This window comes from Spirochaeta isovalerica (genome assembly GCF_014207565.1).
Classification (GTDB): domain Bacteria; phylum Spirochaetota; class Spirochaetia; order DSM-2461; family DSM-2461; genus Spirochaeta_F; species Spirochaeta_F isovalerica.
This window is the reverse complement of record NZ_JACHGJ010000002.1, coordinates 132,911-147,085: the sequence shown is the minus strand read 5'-3', so window position 1 is coordinate 147,085 and position 14,175 is coordinate 132,911. Positions and strand designations below refer to the sequence as shown.

Genomic DNA, 14,175 nt, shown 5'->3' with positions numbered 1-14,175 from the left:
TGTTCTATGCAGGATAAGTGAACGTCACGTTCTGTAATCTGCGTTTTCCCGGACGTATTCATATGTCAGGTCCGAACCGAGAACAGAGGAACGTCCGATTCCCCTTTTCAAAGTGATTTTCAGCTCGACAGACCGTTCATGGGGAGGAAAGCCCTCACTGTTAATAAATGAACAGTCCTTCATATAGTTACTTAATTTAACCTCTTTTTCCTCATCGAGGGTAAAAAAACCGTTCCGGTAAATGGTTTCCCCGCCCAGTTCCATGGTTACCGATTCGGGATCGACGGCCATGCCTCTGTTCCCGTAATAATCTCCCATAGCCTGGATGAACCGTCCCACATTGGGGTCATTTCCGAAAACGGCGGCTTTTGAAAGAGGTGAGTTGATCAGGTTTTTGCCCAGTTCGCAGGCTTCCTTATCATCCGCCGCGCCTTCAACGGTAACGCGGATGACATGAGAGGTTCCCTCGCCGTTTCTGACCACATCTTCTGCCAGCTTCGAGCAGACCTCCTGAAGGGCTTTTCTGAAAGCTTTAACCGACGGACAGCTCTTCCGCGTCGATGAGAAAATCAGAGCTGTATCGCTGGTGCTCTGGTCGCTGTCGACGGAGATTCTATTGAAACTGCTGTCTATGATTTCAGGGAACATATCTCTGAGATCTTCGCGGCTCACATCCAGATCGGTGAGAATGAAGACCAGCATGGTCGCCATATTGGGTTCGATCATACCCGCGCCTTTGGCAATGGCGCAGATCCGGCCATCTCCAAGCTCTACGGAACGGACTTTCGGAAAAGCGTCGGTCGTCATGATTGACTGCGCCGCCGGAAATATATTACCACCGGTCAGTTTTTCCGCCAGGGGAGAAAGGTTCTCAAGAATCTCCTTCTCCGGCAGTTTCCATCCTATAATTCCCGTCGATGAAGGAAAGTAGGGATATTCACGCCCTCTGAGTTCACGAAGGGCGGAAGTTATGGCCAGGGCTGTTTCGCGCCCTTTTTCACATCGGACATTGGAAATGCGGTTATTGATGATGACACCGGAAACTTTTTCCGAGGAGAGCAAGTCCCTCCCGATAGTAACGGGATGACCGGGAAAAGCGTTGCGGGTGAAAACACCGGCAAAAGCCGCAACGGGTTCATCGGCTTCAATCAGCGTCAGCTTCATCTTCATGGGCTGCGCCGTTTCCCTTTCAGCGGGAAAAAACTCCAGATCCTGAACAGATGTGGAAAACCCCTCCGGGAGAACCCCTCTGCTCTGGAGAACCGCCGCATATTCCTCTTGATTTGTGAATTCTTCCATAATCCGCAATCATAGCGAAAATAAAAAAAATGGTCTATCATATGTCCATGAATCTGCAAATCCTGCTTTACCCCGCCATGGGAGCTTCGCTTCTTTTTCTGGCTATAATCATTATTCTCCTGATAAGAGGAAAAAAGAGTCCGGAAAACAGTTTATTTGAAACATTCGACTCCATTTCCCGACGACTGGACAGGATCGAGGATATGGCCGGGAAGGTCGACAGCCTCTCCCGGATATTCACCCTGCCCCACATCAGGGGAGCCGCCGGCGAAACCATGCTGGAAACTCTTCTCCAAAACTGGCTTCCGGCGGGCAGCTATAAAATGCAATACAAATTCTCAAACGGAACCAGGGTTGATGCGGTCATACGGCTTGGTAAATTCCTGGTTCCCGTCGACTCCAAATTTCCGCTGGAAAGCCTGAAGGAACTGGTCGACAATGATGCCGCAGGACTAAGCACCTCGGCAAAGCGGGTTTTCTATAAACACTGCGACGACATATCCACACGATATATAATGCCCGAAGAGGGAACCATGCAATTCGCTCTGATGTACATTCCCTCTGAAAAAATCTATTACAAAGTCTTTATCGAAGATGAGGGCGAGTTTATGCGGGAGATCCTGAAAAGAGGCGTTCTCCCGGTCAGCCCCTCCAATATGTTCATTTACCTGCAGACAGTCGCTTATGGCTTGAGGGGCCTGAACTTCAGCAAACAGCAGAAAATCATTATGGACCGCCTCCACAGGCTGCGGGAGGACTTCAATCAGCTGAAGCGGCAGTACGATGTGGGGACGACCCATTTAAAAAACCTTCAGAAAATCTGGGACGATTCTTCTGTCAGACTGTCCTCCATGGACAGTGCCATTGAGAGAATGGAGCGGCCCGACGATTAAAGGCCGTTCAGATATTCGGTCAGGTTTCTGGTCATTTTAAAGACATACCACTCGAAGTTCTTCTTGTATGAGCGGAGAGAAAAAAAGAAATCCAGAAAGGGAGCCAGGCGGATTCTCGATTCATAGCGCAGCGACGATCCCGAAGGAGTTTCCCTTAGTTCAAACAACATGATGGCGCTGTGCACCATTTTATTCCCGAGCATGGGGTTCAGGGAGATTGACCTCAACCGTCCTTCATCGTCGAAACTCTGAACCGGGCGGAATCTGATCACGCTCCCCTTTTTACCGAAAGGCCAGATCAGGTTGAGATCGAAAGTGACGTAAAAAAGATTCTCCTGAGCCGAATATCTGACATCTGTAAAATATGCGATCAGACCTTCCGATTCCTTGTCGACCCCCTGCATGCCCACAAAGGCCCATTTTGAATAATCGTTGTACTTGAGAAGGACCGTACCCACTTCCCAGACATCTAGATCAAAGTCTATCTCGCCGGTCGTGATATAAAAATGATTTTCCGTATACTCCGTATAGGGTTCGGTATAGGCGAAAAGAGAAACAGGCAGCAGCAATAGAAAAACAAGGGGCATATATCTCATGCCGCTAATTATATATCATTATTTTGTATCTTCAACAGAATGGGCAGATGATCGGAATATCCCTCTTCGGAATAGGAATCCCACCTTGCCGGATAATTGTATTCATTAAGAAGAGGGACATCCCTGATAACATCGAACTCAGCAAAATCATAATCCCTTCCATCGAATAAACTCTTCCAGAGAAAGAAGTGATCGATTTTATTCCATTGCGATTTATAGACATATGTTCCCGCACGGGATGAATCAAACCAGGGAGAATAAAGAACAAGCCTCATTTCCGTACTGATCGCATCCCTGCCGTCAGAGCAGAGATAGAGAGAACCGGACCACTCTTCCGGAACATCTTCTATTACCGGAATCAGCGCTGTGCGGTAAGCCCGACCGTTTTTTTTGTATTCATCGTGATTTTCATTGAAATCTCCGCCCGCCAGAATCAGGGCATCGGGATTGTCCCGCACAATAGAGCGTATCCGGCTGACAAGGACTTCCGCCGCAGAGATTCGGCCCTCTTCCGTTGCCGCCGAACCGCCGGAGCGGGATTTCCAGTGATTATTGAAGAGTATCATCTCCCGGCCGTTCAGATCAAAATGGATTTCCTGAATCGGCCGCAGACGGACCCGTCCCCAGTAGCCTGTTTCCAGCCTTGCCGTCGAGGTCACGGGAACAGAAGAAAGAACGGCTGTATGAACCGACATATCCTCTTCTTCGAAGAGAATCAGCCAGGGGTATCGGTCTTTGAGAATATCCTCGCCGAGGATTTGGAGAGCATGAAGATTCTCAATCTCCTGAAGAAGGACAATATCGGGATAGGATTCGAGAACATCATCAAAGATTTCGCCGATGCGGTCCAGTCTCTTCTGAAACATAGCCGAAGTCCAGGTTCCCTCAGCCGGATCGAATTCCTCATACTCCCCTCCATCGGAAACATCATCGAAAAGGTTCTGAACATTCCAGGAGAGAATGGAGAGCTCAGAAGGAGCCGGATCGTCACCGAAGGGAAGGGAGCAGGCTGCGCATGAGAAAAAGAGAATGACGGATAAAGCAAGCAGTGCCGGAAACTTCATTTTCATGCTTTATATACAGAGGAAATATCCCCGCCGCTTTTAAAAGAGAAAAAAAAAGAGCCGTCGCTTAAGTCTTTTCAGACTTATACAACAGCTCTTCTTTTCACGATGTTTTTTTGCTTATACAGGCATATCGCTTCGGCTGGCTACAATCTTGCTTACAAGACCGTAGCTCAGAGCTTCTTCTCCGTTCATCCAGAAATCTCTGTCCGTATCCTTTTCCACCTGTTCCAGGTTCTTTCCCGTTTCATCGGAAATCAGTTTGTTCAGCTTCACACGGAGCTTTTCGATCTCCGTCGCATGGATCTCGATTTCCGTGGCCACTCCGCGGATTCCGCTCAAAGGCTGATGAATCATATAGTGGGAGTTGGGGAAAGCGAGACGTCTCTCTTTGGGTGCGGCCAGAAGAATGAGCGCCCCGGCGCTGGCCACAAGCCCCATACCGATTGTGTATACTTCCGGTTTAATGAAGCGGATCATATCGAAAATAGCGTATCCCGCATCGGCATCTCCTCCGGGGGAATCGATGAATACTTTAATGGGATCGTCTCCGTCAGCTTCGAGAAGCAGAAGCTGTCTGACAACTTTTTCCGCCAGAGCTTTGTTGACTTCTCCGGACAGAAGGATGGTTCTGGTTTTGAGCATTTTCTGCATGAGCATATCGGGCTGCTCATCGTTTTTTCCCTCTTTGTTGTCATCATCTCCATATCTTCTGATCATTTAAAAAACTCCTGCTCGTTATTATCCTGGACTGCCGGTTCGGCAAAAGCCCGCTTCGGCCCTGTCTCAGGTATTATTAATTGTAAAGATACTATAAAATACAGGAAAAAAGAAATTTTATATAGACTGAGCTTTATAATTAAAGAGAGATTCAGTTATTGGCAGGTAAAATAAGAATGAAATCGGCTTTCGCAGCGATCATCGGCCGCCCTTCGGCAGGCAAATCCACTCTCCTCAACGCCCTTTGCGGAGAAAAAGTATCCATTACAGCGTCGGTACCTCAGACGACGAGAAACAAGATCCGGGGAATCCTCACCGAGGAAAGAGGCCAGCTGGTCTTTCTGGATACGCCGGGATATCACAATTCCGACCGAAAATACAACAATTATATGATGGGAGTCGTCAACTCATCGCTGGACGAATGCGAGCTGGTCGTCTATGTGGTCGATTCGACCCGCCCCATGGGAAAAGAAGAACAGGAACTGATCGATATGCTTACCGCAAGCGGCAAACCGCTTGTCGTCGTCCTGAACAAATGCGACAGCAACTCCCAGTATAAGAAGGACATCCGCGCCTTTCTGATAGTGAATGTCCATCCCGAGTCGATTATTGAAACATCAGCCCTGAAAAAAGAGGGCATCGACGAGCTCAAGGAAGCCATCTTCAAAGCCGCTCCCGAAGGACCTCCCATGTATCCCGATGATTTTTACACCGATCAGGAACCTGAGTTCCGTATCGCCGAAATCATCAGGGAAAAAGCCATCAGCAAACTCTCCCAGGAGATCCCCCACGCCACCTATGTGGAAATATCCGATATGGAGATGAAAGGCGAAGGGGATAAACAGAAACTATGGGTCAGAGCTTTCGTAACCGTGGAAAAGGAATCGCAGAAAGGTATGGTCATCGGCAAAGGCGGAGACCAGATCAAACAGATCCGCCGCGAAGCGGTGAGCGAACTGAATAAGATTTTTCCCTATAAAATACAGCTGGACCTGAGAGTGAAAGTCAACCCGAAATGGCGGACCAAAGACTACCTTCTCAAAGGCATGATCAAGTAACATCAAGGACGGACTCAAAAATGGAAGAGAAAAAACAGTCTCCAGTTGAACTGATATGGAAAGGAGCTCTTTTCGGCATTGCCAATATCATCCCCGGCGTGAGCGGCGGAACGCTGGCGGTCATTACCGGCGTTTACGACCAGTTCATGGAGGCGATAGGGCATTTTATCAAACACTGGAAGTTTCTCCTTTTTTATGCGATCGGCGCGGGAATCGGCATAGTCGGCGGATCTTTTACACTGGAAACGCTATTCGAAAAATGGCCGGCGCCTACCCTCTTCTGTTTTATGGGATTTATCCTGGGCGGTCTGCCCATTCTCTGGAAACGGAGCACTCTGTCTTTTAAAGAGAACAAAAGCTGGATAATCGGTTTTCTTCTCTCCTTCGCCCTTGTCGTACTGATGAGATTTCTCCTCGACCCCGCGGAAAGCGAACCGATGAGAGAGATTAACCTGACAGCGGCGATAGCCATTTTCCTGAGCGGAGCGGCCGCGGCGTCGGCCATGGTCGTTCCCGGCATATCCGGGTCATTCCTCCTTCTGCTTTTCGGGATGTACACGACTTATGTCACAGCGATTACGGAAATGAATTTTGTCATTATCGTCGTTGCGGGACTGGGTATTGTAACCGGGCTTCTGGTAACGGCCAGAGTGATCACGTTCTTCCTGGAGAGATTCCACAAAGGAACATACGGAGTCATTCTGGGGCTGGTACTTGGATCGGTGATAGCCCTGTGGCCTGGAATTCCTGCTGGATTGCAGATATTGGCTTCTGTTCTGACTTTCGCTGGAGGATTGATCGGCGGCTACCTGCTGGGGGATAAGTAGGATTCGGGAAAATTGAAATATGATTTGATTATCTTCGATTTCCATAAGACTCTCACAGATTCGGTCTATTTTGACCAGTTCGATCGGGAAACCAGAGAGCTCATATCGGATCTGATTTTCCGTCCCCCTAACAATAAGCTCTGGGATACAAAATGGATGACCGGAGAGCTAGCCTATTCCGATATTCTCAAATATCTGGCATCAGAAACATCCATCCCTTACGACAAACTGGAAGAATCCCTTTTCTCAAGCCTGGAAAACATTCAATGGAACCAGACGATCTGGGATTTTTCCCAGTCTGTAAGGGAGAAAACGAGAACGGCCATCGCCACAATAAACACAGATCTCTTCAGAGATTTCGTTGTCCCGCAATACAGGCTGGACCAGAAATTCGATATCATCACGAACTCTTACGATCTCAAATCCAATAATAAAACAGAGCTATGCATCGCGGCAGCCTCGGAACTCGGTCTGAATATAAGACAACATAGAATTCTTCTGATTGATGATAAAAAAAAGAACGTGGATGAGTTTATTTCAGCCGGCGGTGAAGGCTTCCATTACCAATCTCCGAACCCGAAGCTTGCCCAAACACACAGAGATCTATATAATTCCTTGCTATGAGTAACGATAGACCGACATCAACACACTGGGCGGATATAAACGCCGATAAGATTATAAGAGAAAAAGGAACGAAGGATCATTATACCTGCGCCTCGGGAATTACCCCCTCGGGAACCGTTCACATCGGAAATTTCAGAGAGATCATCTCTGTCGATCTGGTTGTGCGTGCTCTGAGAGACAAGGGAGAAAATGTCCGCTTCATCTATTCGTGGGACGACTATGACGTATTCCGGAAAGTTCCCAAGAATATGCCCCAACAAGAATTGCTGGAAACCTACCTTCGCAAGCCCATCACTCTGGTACCGGACGTATTGGGAGATAGCGAGAGCTATGCCGCGGCTAATGAGAAAAACCTCGAAGAGCTCCTGCCCATAGTCGGAGTGAAGCCCGAATATATTTATCAAGCCGCCAAATACCGCAACTCCGATTACGCTGATGGTATAAAAACAGCGCTGGAGCACAGAGATGTGATAAGAAGACAGCTCAATGAAAGCCGGACTTCCGACCTGCCGGACGATTGGTACCCCGTATCGGTTTTCTGTAACAAATGCGACCGGGACACGACAAAAGTTACGGGCTGGGACGGCGACTACGGCGTATCCTATACCTGCGATTCCTGCGGAAACGATGAGACCGTCGACCTGAGAAAAACTCCCGGAGTCAAACTGCCCTGGAGAATCGACTGGCCGATGAGATGGGCCTATGAAGGCGTGGACTTCGAACCCGCCGGAAAAGACCACCACTCGGAAGGGGGAAGCTTCGACACGGCACGGAAAACTTCAAAAGAAGTATACGGACATGAAGCACCGGTAACCTTCCAGTACGACTTTATCAGCATTAAGGGAAGAGGCGGAAAAATCAGTTCATCAACAGGGGAAGTTATCTCTCTGGCCGATGTTCTGGAAGTGTACACTCCCGAAGTGACGAGATTCATGTTCGCTGGAACAAGACCCAACACGGAGTTTGCCATATCCTTCGACCTCGATGTTCTGAAGATCTACGAGGACTACGATAAATGCGAGCGGACTTACTTTAACAAGCCCGATAATGACAAAGCTATGAAGAAATGGGAGAAACAGGCGAGAATCTACGAACTGTCCCAGGTGGATAAGGTTCCCGAAACCATGTCCTATCAGATTCAGATCCGCTACCTCTCAACTCTGCTGCAGATCTTCTCCGGAGATATAGACCGGGTGATCGAGTTCCTCGGCGATGTGAAACCGGACCAGGTGGACAGATTGAAAGCCCGTGCGGCCTGTGCCTGGAACTGGGTGAAAAACTTCGCTCCCGACGACTTTACCTTCAGCCTGAAGGCGGAAGATGCCGCGCCGATCGAAGTCAGCGAAGTCGAAGGAAAAGCCCTGAGACTTCTTGCCGAGAAAATTGAAACCCATATGGATTCCTGTACGGAGAAAGAATTCAGCACCCATCTCTATGATGTGGCCAGAGAACTGGAAATTGAATCGGGCGATTTCTTCCCCGTGGTATATAAAGCGCTGATCGGCAAAGAGAAAGGTCCCAGACTGATCAGCTTCCTCTATATTATAGGTAAGGAAAAACTCCTCAAGCTTCTGGGAAAGTACTGAGTTTAAAAGCAAAGTGAATCTACAACCTGGGAATGAGGAATCCTTCTTGAAGCATAAAAAACCCGCCTTTAGTCAGGCGGGTTTTTTTCAATTTGTAATAATCAGTTGATTTTAATGCTCATAGGCTTGGCTTCGGGTTTCTTGCTGATTGTCACATTGAGAACGCCTTCTTTCAATGTGGCTTTGATAGCCTCTCTATCCGCATCTTTGGGGAGAGAGAAACTTCTTTTGTACTGACCTTCAGCTCTCTCACGGATCAGATATTTTGAGGCATTTTCCTCTTTATCTTCTTCTTTCTTGTTAGCGCTGATAACCATCAGATTATCATTCAGAGTGATTTCCACTTCTTCTTCAGCAAACCCGGGAAGTTCCGCACTGACGAGGTAACTATCGTTTTCTTCAACGACATCCACTGGAAATGCTCTCCAGCTAACTGCAGAAGGGGTATCGTAGAACATGGAATCAATCAGCTGATCCATAACGCTTACAGGTCTTGTTTTTGTTGTTGTCATATATCTCATTTCGGGCCTCCATTTGGCATTTTTAATATTTATCTTTCACTTCCATATATTGCATATAGTGTGCCAACTCTTCCAAGATAAGAATTATATCCTTTGCATACAACAAATTAGAAATCCATATCAACTCGATTATGTGTCGCTGTCTTTTTAGAAGATCTGAAATGTATCATTGATTCCATGAAAACATTTCCATCTGCAACATATGGCTATTTTTGACCCACGATACTATGTCATTTTGACACATACCTGCAATGAGAAACATTTTCCGCCGTTTCTTCATGTTTCAAAATGACGCAGCCACCTTTTTGATTAATAAATCTGTCCTTATTCCGATAAGAAAATTATGAAAAGAAACCTCCTCATTATTGCCTTACTGACAGTTGTATCTTCCCTCTTTGCTTATGAGCAGATCGGGATTGCGTCATGGTACGGCGGAAAGTTTCATGGAAGAGCGACCGCCAACGGCGAGATATTTAATACACACGATCTTACAGCGGCGCATAAGGAACTGCCATTTAATACAGTCGTTACAGTGACCAATATGGCTAACGGCAGATCGGTGCAGGTTAGGATAAATGACAGAGGCCCTTTTGTGGGCGACAGGATCATCGACTTGTCCTACGCTGCAGCAAAAGCGCTGGATATGGTAAGGGACGGAACAGCCAATGTGCTTCTGGAAACTTCGGATTTCGAAGAACTCCAGATAACATATAACATCCAGGTAGGCGCATATAAAACAATTGAATATGCCAGGGAGATGAAAGAGAAGCTGGAAGATGCGGGTTTTGCACCCGTAGCAGAGCTGGCAAACAGCGGTGTTACCCGTATATTGATTAAAGGTATACCGGAGAGTGAAACCCATCCTATCGTAGTACGGCTGGCCCAGTTGGGGATAAGAAATCCCCTGGTAAAACAGAACTGATTTTCTATGTTGACACAATGGGAAGCTTTCTATATTATGTCAATTCGTTGAGGGGATATACCTCTTATATATGGGCTGGTCGTAAACTACGTTTACTGCTCGCCTATGCATCTACGGGCCTATAGCTCAGTTGGTTAGAGCACCTGACTCATAATCAGGTGGTCCAAGGTTCAAGTCCTTGTGGGCCCATTGAAGACACTCTTTTTGAGTGTCTTTTTTTTGGTTTAAAGCCTTGTATTATATGGGTTTAAGCTGTTTTCGGCAGTCAGATATAATGTGTCAGAATAAAAATGATGCCAGTATTGACGCCTTTTCATTTATAATTGGGTTGATCCCCTCCCTTAAAACTGTACCATAAGCTAGATTACTTTTCAGCTTCAAAATACAATGGAGGCTGAGATGAAAAAGAGATTTACAGAAGAACAGATCGTCAAAATCCTTGGCGAGCAAAAATTAGGAAAACAGGTAAAAGACATCGCCAGAGAGTACGGAATCAGTACCAATACATTCTTCAACTGGAAGAAGAAATATGGTGACATGACAAAGCAAGAAATTGTTAAGCTGCGGCAGCTGGAAGAAGAGAATGAGCGTTTAAAGAAACTGATCGCCGATCTATCTCTTGATAATATGGCTCAGAAGGAAATCATAAAAAAGTTCTGCGACCCGGAATAAAACGAGAGGTCGTTGACCATCTGAAAAAGTATTTCGGGTTTTCAACCAGGCGCAGTTGTACTCTGGCTCAAATTGCCAGATCTACATATCTATATACTCCCAAACCAAATGATGATGAGAAAATTATCAAAGAGATCTATAAGATTCTGGAGAAAAGCCAGAAATATGGATGCGAGATGGTACATATGAAACTCCGTCAGAAGAAGATTCTAATCAATCATAAACGGACTGAGAGGATTTATAGGGAACAAGGTCTTCAGATCAAGACCAGGGCCAGGAGAAAGAAGATTGCCGCTGTTGAAAGGCAGCCTGTTGAGCTTCCAGAAAACCCAGGTGTAGTCTGGGCAATGGATTTTGTCAGTGATTCTGTTGCTCATAGGAGGAAGCTGAAGATCTTGACTGTTATTGATCCAGTGAGTAATAGATCTCCATTGATTCATCCTGCATTCTCTATCAATGGGAAAGAGGTCGCAAATCGGTTGGAGATAGCAAAAGAGGAGCATGGAAAACCTGAATATATTCAATGTGATAACGGACCGGAATTCAGAAGTAAAGAGCTAGATCAATGGTGTTATGAGAATGGAATTAAGCTCGTTTTCTCAAGGCCGGGAAAACCAACGGACAACTGTCATATTGAAAGTTTCAATGGAACGTTTCGAAATGAGTGTCTGAACTCTCATTATTTTTTATCACTAAAAGATGCCAGAGAAAAGATCATTGATTGGTGGGAAGAATACAACGTTGAAAGACCTCAGAAGAGGTTAAAAGGAATGACACCTTTAGAATATGAAGGTATGCTGAAAAAGCGGAAAAGTAATCCTACGAGTGGTCGAATGTAGGGGTGAGGTCAATTTACCAGAGACCGGAAGCCCTATACCATCGTGAATTAAAGGCTGCCTGAAACACATCCCGACCGGCACTGTTTTCCCTTACAAAATATAAGGTACGACCATCTTCGCTCAGTGAGGCCATGGCATCCCAGTCCCGGCTGCTGATTCGGTCTCCAAGATTTACAGGCTCGGAAAAGACACCTCTTTTTTGAAAAGATATAAACAGATCAGCACTGCCTAAAGAATTCTTACCCCGGGCATCGAATATAATAAAACTTTCATCGGGGGAAATAAATGGGTGAGAAGCAAAGGAATAAGTGGAGAGTTCCTCTATTTTTTCAGCTTGTTGATAAGCACCATTCAGATAAACCGAACGAAAAATACCTTTCCCCTCTCTTGTAAAATAGAGATTTCCATTAGCCGATGAAGACGCATAGTATTCAGTGGACGAGCTGTTTATTTCATCGGGAAATTTGACAGGTTCTCCCCAACCGTCACCGATTCTTTCCACATAGAACAGATCGTGAGGTTTCCCCCTGTTTTTTTGGTTATCAGCAGAGAAATACAAGCGCTTTCTATCAGGAGAGAAGATAGCCTCCATTTCATTCTGACCGGTGAATCCGATTTTTTTCGCAGGCATCCATACTCCCTGGGAATCTATCTCTGAAACAAGCAGAAAGCGGTTTCGCTTCACATCCATGGCGCCGAATATTACGATGCCTCCGTCCTCCCAAACAGAACAGGGATATTCGAATAGCGCTTCCCGAGATATTAACCCCGGTTTTAACAGAATCGCCTCGCCACCTTTTCCGGAAAAGCACCCGCCGAGGTTAACAATTAACAAAGACATGGCTAGTGCAGGATATAGATTCTTTATTAACAAAAAACTCTCCTTTCCTATAGTGACGGATCCTCCGCACGGAATAGTTTTAACTTCAGCCCCGCCGCAGGCCAGAGATATGTTATCCATAGTCCGACAAGAGCATAACGGAAAAAATCTGTTATGTAATGCTCGGGAAGGATCAACTTTGTCCCGCTCATTAAAGCCACCGAGACTGCCAGTCCTAATATAAACCGGATAAACCTGACCGCTCTCCCTCCATTTTCAGGAGAGAATCGAATATACCTCATCTCGAAGAAAAAGCCGTAAACGGCTCCGCTGGAAATACCCGACAGCTTAAAAAAGTCTTCTATTTTCATACTGCCATGAAGATGGAAAAGATCAAGCAGCAGAAGTGCCGCTGAAAAACAAAGAACGACGCCCTGTATCCTGAAAAAAATCAATTTGAGTTTTTCCGGTTCATCATAATACCGGTCAACGATAGCACAGAACAGATAAGCCAGGATAATCCCGAAAACCCAGCCCCCTATGACATCGACAGGCCAGTGAACACCGAGATATACCCTGCTTACTCCGATGGCCAGAATCACCAGCAGGGCAGGAACAGTAAACCGTTTCTTTTTGATAATTCGCGATAAGGTAATGAAAAATGTCGTCGACCCCTGGGTATGCCCGCTCGGGAAAGAATAACCGGTCGCGGTTTCAACCCGTTTTCCCTTAATGAAATCCAGCTTCTCAAAGGGCCGGGGAGCATGAAATGCCAGCTTCAACAGAGCATTGAGAAGCGAAGAATACAGAAAGGCTACAGCGAGTTTAAACCCCTTCCTTTTGGAGATGTTCCAGTAAAAATAGGAAATAATAAGGATGAATACATATTGCTCTCCGAGCATAGTGATCAACTCTGCGATCTGATCCAGAAAAGGCGTGGCGGCGTTCTTGAAGAACAGTAGAATGTTTTCCTGCATAGTTTTACTATGCACGTTCTAATTCGATTTGTCCAACAATAATGAACCGGTCAGGCCCCGTTCAAACCTGTCACGGTTCCGCTTTGATGCCGCTAAGAACGATCTTCCGGAACAGCTTCTGAAAATCGACGTTATCACAATGTTCGTGTACGAGATGCTTTTCTCTGATGATAAGTCTCTGAAAAAACCCGAGAAAATTCTGACTGATAAAAGTAAAAATTTCGTGGGCCGTCAGATCATTGCGCAGAGACCCGTCTTCACAACCCTCTTTTATATAGACATAGAGAATATCATTCCCCGGATCCAGCTTGGAGATAAAGAGCTCCTCCAATTCCCTGCCGGGATACTCGTCCTGAAAATACCGGTCGAATTCGGCGGTAAACTTCAGAAGATCCCGGATCCCATCGAGATTCACTTCGTCAAAATACAGTTTGATTTTTTCGAAACCCGTTAGTTTATGATTCCGGGACTCATCCATTTCGGGATTGAACTGCAGTTTGTCCATAACAACGAGTTCCACTTCAAAAGCCAGTTCTTCTTTCGTGGGAAAATAACGGTAGAGAGTTCTTCTGTTGATTTTGACCGCCTCGGCGATCTCTTTCATCTGGGTATTCTGGATTCCCCTGTCAATAAACTGCTTCTCCGCTTCCTGAAGAATTTTCTCGCGGGTTGTTAATTCTTCCATCGGATTGAAACTATCACATCACCTTTCAATGATCAACTGTACCGCTTTTCAATTGACAAAGCCGTTTTTGAC

At 46.2% G+C, this 14,175-nt stretch carries 16 protein-coding genes and 1 tRNA gene; 9 read left to right on the top strand and 8 right to left on the bottom strand.

Annotation, left to right across the window (positions count from 1 at the left end):
• Nucleotides 1-24: 24 nt before the first annotated feature.
• Nucleotides 25-1,299 (bottom strand): bifunctional ornithine acetyltransferase/N-acetylglutamate synthase, encoded by a 1,275-nt coding sequence (locus HNR50_RS05585; protein WP_184744732.1) that lies wholly within the window; start codon nt 1,297-1,299, stop codon nt 25-27.
• A 47-nt stretch (nt 1,300-1,346) separates the two neighbouring features.
• Between HNR50_RS05585 and rmuC the strand changes: the two genes are divergently transcribed.
• Nucleotides 1,347-2,192, top strand: a complete 846-nt coding sequence (rmuC, locus tag HNR50_RS05580) for a DNA recombination protein RmuC (protein ID WP_184744730.1) — start codon at nt 1,347-1,349, stop codon at nt 2,190-2,192.
• On the opposite strand, the gene HNR50_RS05575 is transcribed toward rmuC, so the two are convergent.
• The 3 genes from HNR50_RS05575 to HNR50_RS05565 form a co-directional block, all read right to left on the bottom strand.
• The gene (locus HNR50_RS05575; protein ID WP_184744728.1) at nt 2,189-2,788 is read right to left on the bottom strand and encodes a hypothetical protein; all 600 of its coding nucleotides are present in this window, start codon (nt 2,786-2,788) and stop codon (nt 2,189-2,191) included. The two genes, rmuC and HNR50_RS05575, sit on opposite strands and share 4 nt — an antisense overlap.
• Before the next feature lie 8 nt (nt 2,789-2,796).
• The gene (locus HNR50_RS05570) at nt 2,797-3,852 is read right to left on the bottom strand and encodes an endonuclease/exonuclease/phosphatase family protein (protein ID WP_184744726.1); all 1,056 of its coding nucleotides are present in this window, start codon (nt 3,850-3,852) and stop codon (nt 2,797-2,799) included.
• Between the two features lie 120 nt (nt 3,853-3,972).
• On the bottom strand, nt 3,973-4,572 hold the full coding sequence (locus tag HNR50_RS05565; RefSeq protein WP_184744724.1) for an ATP-dependent Clp protease proteolytic subunit: 600 nt from the start codon (nt 4,570-4,572) through the stop codon (nt 3,973-3,975).
• A 158-nt stretch (nt 4,573-4,730) separates the two neighbouring features.
• Here HNR50_RS05565 and era point away from each other — a divergent pair, with 158 nt between their 5' ends.
• Genes era through lysS form a run of 4 tightly spaced genes read left to right on the top strand, consistent with a single transcriptional unit; the run spans nt 4,731 to nt 8,667 of the window.
• On the top strand, nt 4,731-5,630 hold the full coding sequence (gene era / locus HNR50_RS05560; protein ID WP_246433894.1) for a GTPase Era: 900 nt from the start codon (nt 4,731-4,733) through the stop codon (nt 5,628-5,630).
• Between the two features lie 20 nt (nt 5,631-5,650).
• Entirely contained in the window at nt 5,651-6,457 is an 807-nt protein-coding gene (locus HNR50_RS05555; RefSeq protein WP_184744722.1) for a DUF368 domain-containing protein, read from the top strand.
• Between the two features lie 12 nt (nt 6,458-6,469).
• Entirely contained in the window at nt 6,470-7,081 is a 612-nt protein-coding gene (locus HNR50_RS05550; RefSeq protein WP_184744720.1) for a hypothetical protein, read from the top strand.
• Nucleotides 7,078-8,667 (top strand): lysine--tRNA ligase, encoded by a 1,590-nt coding sequence (gene lysS / locus HNR50_RS05545; protein ID WP_184744718.1) that lies wholly within the window; start codon nt 7,078-7,080, stop codon nt 8,665-8,667. The genes HNR50_RS05550 and lysS overlap by 4 nt, the downstream gene beginning before the upstream one ends.
• A 101-nt stretch (nt 8,668-8,768) precedes the next feature.
• On the opposite strand, the gene HNR50_RS05540 is transcribed toward lysS, so the two are convergent.
• Nucleotides 8,769-9,188, bottom strand: coding sequence for an Hsp20/alpha crystallin family protein (locus HNR50_RS05540; protein ID WP_184744716.1), 420 nt, complete (start codon nt 9,186-9,188; stop codon nt 8,769-8,771).
• Between the two features lie 343 nt (nt 9,189-9,531).
• Here HNR50_RS05540 and HNR50_RS22170 point away from each other — a divergent pair, with 343 nt between their 5' ends.
• From HNR50_RS22170 to HNR50_RS05520, 4 genes are all read left to right on the top strand, one after another.
• Entirely contained in the window at nt 9,532-10,110 is a 579-nt protein-coding gene (locus tag HNR50_RS22170; protein ID WP_221439813.1) for a septal ring lytic transglycosylase RlpA family protein, read from the top strand.
• Between the two features lie 115 nt (nt 10,111-10,225).
• Nucleotides 10,226-10,299: transfer RNA gene (locus HNR50_RS05530), tRNA-Ile, on the top strand.
• 210 nt (nt 10,300-10,509) lie between these two features.
• Nucleotides 10,510-10,782 (top strand): transposase, encoded by a 273-nt coding sequence (locus HNR50_RS05525; RefSeq protein ID WP_184744714.1) that lies wholly within the window; start codon nt 10,510-10,512, stop codon nt 10,780-10,782.
• Nucleotides 10,767-11,621: an IS3 family transposase gene (locus HNR50_RS05520; RefSeq protein WP_184746262.1), complete on the top strand. Its 855-nt coding sequence runs from the start codon at nt 10,767-10,769 to the stop codon at nt 11,619-11,621. Before HNR50_RS05525 ends, HNR50_RS05520 begins: the two co-directional genes overlap by 16 nt.
• A 13-nt stretch (nt 11,622-11,634) precedes the next feature.
• Here the strand turns inward: HNR50_RS05520 and HNR50_RS05515 are convergent, their stop codons facing one another.
• The 3 genes from HNR50_RS05515 to HNR50_RS05505 form a co-directional block, all read right to left on the bottom strand.
• Complete coding sequence (locus tag HNR50_RS05515; protein WP_184744712.1) at nt 11,635-12,462, bottom strand: TolB-like translocation protein; 828 nt, start codon at nt 12,460-12,462, stop codon at nt 11,635-11,637.
• A gap of 47 nt (nt 12,463-12,509) precedes the next feature.
• Complete coding sequence (locus HNR50_RS05510) at nt 12,510-13,418, bottom strand: phosphatase PAP2 family protein (protein ID WP_184744710.1); 909 nt, start codon at nt 13,416-13,418, stop codon at nt 12,510-12,512.
• 70 nt (nt 13,419-13,488) lie between these two features.
• Nucleotides 13,489-14,103 carry a TetR/AcrR family transcriptional regulator gene (locus tag HNR50_RS05505; protein ID WP_184744708.1) on the bottom strand — a complete coding sequence of 205 codons (615 nt, stop codon included), beginning with the start codon at nt 14,101-14,103 and terminating at the stop codon, nt 13,489-13,491.
• Between the last annotated feature and the right edge of the window lie 72 nt (nt 14,104-14,175).

Excerpts from the sequence above, each read along its gene's own strand:
- HNR50_RS05585 (WP_184744732.1), bottom strand. The coding sequence starts at position 1,299 with ATGGAAGAATTCACAAATCAAGAGGAATATGCGGCGGTTCTCCAGAGC.
- rmuC (WP_184744730.1), top strand. The coding sequence starts at position 1,347 with ATGAATCTGCAAATCCTGCTTTACCCCGCCATGGGAGCTTCGCTTCTT.
- HNR50_RS05575 (WP_184744728.1), bottom strand. The coding sequence starts at position 2,788 with ATGAGATATATGCCCCTTGTTTTTCTATTGCTGCTGCCTGTTTCTCTT.
- HNR50_RS05570 (WP_184744726.1), bottom strand. The coding sequence starts at position 3,852 with ATGAAGTTTCCGGCACTGCTTGCTTTATCCGTCATTCTCTTTTTCTCA.
- HNR50_RS05565 (WP_184744724.1), bottom strand. The coding sequence starts at position 4,572 with ATGATCAGAAGATATGGAGATGATGACAACAAAGAGGGAAAAAACGAT.
- HNR50_RS05555 (WP_184744722.1), top strand. The coding sequence starts at position 5,651 with ATGGAAGAGAAAAAACAGTCTCCAGTTGAACTGATATGGAAAGGAGCT.
- lysS (WP_184744718.1), top strand. The coding sequence starts at position 7,078 with ATGAGTAACGATAGACCGACATCAACACACTGGGCGGATATAAACGCC.
- HNR50_RS05540 (WP_184744716.1), bottom strand. The coding sequence starts at position 9,188 with ATGAGATATATGACAACAACAAAAACAAGACCTGTAAGCGTTATGGAT.
- HNR50_RS22170 (WP_221439813.1), top strand. The coding sequence starts at position 9,532 with ATGAAAAGAAACCTCCTCATTATTGCCTTACTGACAGTTGTATCTTCC.
- HNR50_RS05525 (WP_184744714.1), top strand. The coding sequence starts at position 10,510 with ATGAAAAAGAGATTTACAGAAGAACAGATCGTCAAAATCCTTGGCGAG.
- HNR50_RS05515 (WP_184744712.1), bottom strand. The coding sequence starts at position 12,462 with ATGTCTTTGTTAATTGTTAACCTCGGCGGGTGCTTTTCCGGAAAAGGT.
- HNR50_RS05510 (WP_184744710.1), bottom strand. The coding sequence starts at position 13,418 with ATGCAGGAAAACATTCTACTGTTCTTCAAGAACGCCGCCACGCCTTTT.
- HNR50_RS05505 (WP_184744708.1), bottom strand. The coding sequence starts at position 14,103 with ATGGAAGAATTAACAACCCGCGAGAAAATTCTTCAGGAAGCGGAGAAG.